Here is a 1,448-nt window from a genome sequence, read left to right as displayed (position 1 = left end):
GCCACCGACGTGGAGCGCCAGGCCCCGAACGTGTTCCGCATGAAGCTGCTGGGCGCCACCGTGGTGCCGGTGCATTCGGGCAGCAAGACGCTCAAGGACGCGCTCAACGAGGCCATGCGCGACTGGGTGACCAACGTGCGCGACACCTTCTACATCATCGGCACGGTGGCGGGCCCGCACCCGTACCCGAAGCTGGTGCGCGACTTCAACGCGGTGGTGGGCAAGGAATCGCGGGCGCAGATGCTGGCCGAATACGGCCGCCTGCCCGACGCCGTCACCGCCTGCGTGGGCGGCGGCAGCAACGCCATCGGCATGTTCCACGCCTTCCTCAACGACAAGTCGGTGCGCCTGGTGGGCGCCGAGGCCGCGGGCGACGGCGTCGAAACCGGCCGCCACGCGGCGTCGCTGGTGGCGGGCCGCCCGGGCGTGCTGCACGGCAACCGCACTTACGTCATTTGCGACGACGACGGCCAGATCACCGAGACGCACTCGATCTCAGCCGGCCTGGACTACCCGGGCGTCGGTCCGGAGCATGCCTTCCTCAAGGACAGCGGCCGCGCCGAATACGTGGGCGTCACCGACGACGAGGCCATGGAAGCCTTCCACCTGCTGGCGCGCACCGAGGGCATCCTGGCGGCGCTCGAATCCAGCCACGCCGTGGCCCAGGCCATGAAGCTGGCGAAGGCCCTGCCTAAGGACGCGCTGGTGCTGTGCAACCTGTCCGGCCGCGGCGACAAGGACATCTTCACCATCGCCAGGCGCGAGGGCATCGAACTGTGACGTCCAGGATCAAGCAAAAGTTCGCACAGCTCGCGCAGTCCGGGCGCAAGGCGCTGGTGCCGTTCGTCACGGCGGGGGATCCTTCGCTGGAGGCCACCGTGCCGGTGATGCATGCGCTGGTGCGCGCCGGGGCCGACGTGATCGAGCTGGGCGTGCCGTTTTCCGACCCGATGGCCGACGGGCCGTCGATCCAGCGCAGTTCGGAGCGTGCCATCGAGCGCGGCGCGGGCCTGCGTTACGTGCTCGGCGCGGTCGCCGAATTCCGCAAGGCCGATGCCGCGACGCCGGTGGTGCTGATGGGCTACCTCAACCCGGTCGAGATGCGCGGCGCCACGGCCTTCGCGAAGGCTGCCGCCGACGCCGGCGTGGACGGCGTGCTGCTGGTGGACCTGCCGCCCGAGGAGGCTGGCCCCACCCGCGCCGCCTTCAACGCCGCCGGCCTGGACCTGATCTCGCTGGCCGCGCCGACCACCGCCGAGAACCGCCTGGCGCGCCTGGCCAGCGAGTCGCAGGGTTACCTGTACTACGTGTCCTTCGCCGGCGTCACCGGCGGTGCCCAGCTCGACGTGGCCGACGTGCTGCGCCGCGCCGGCGACCTGCGCGCCCGCGCCACCGTGCCGGTGCTGGTGGGCTTCGGCATCCGCGACGCGGCCTCGGCCGCCGCCCTG

At 71.5% G+C, this 1,448-nt stretch carries 2 protein-coding genes; both read left to right on the top strand.

The genetic code is table 11. The features are described from left to right. Positions 1-780 (top strand): tryptophan synthase subunit beta (trpB, locus tag N790_RS04330; protein WP_043801244.1); only part of this gene is annotated, 780 nt, incomplete at its 5' end. After that, positions 777-1,448 (top strand): tryptophan synthase subunit alpha (gene trpA, locus N790_RS04325; protein WP_043801241.1); only part of this gene is annotated, 672 nt, incomplete at its 3' end. The genes trpB and trpA, both read left to right, overlap by 4 nt.

It is taken from the genome of Arenimonas malthae CC-JY-1, assembly GCF_000747075.1.
Classification (GTDB): domain Bacteria; phylum Pseudomonadota; class Gammaproteobacteria; order Xanthomonadales; family Xanthomonadaceae; genus Arenimonas; species Arenimonas malthae.
The sequence above is the reverse complement of the archived record's forward strand: the minus strand, read 5'-3'. Positions and strand labels throughout refer to the sequence as shown.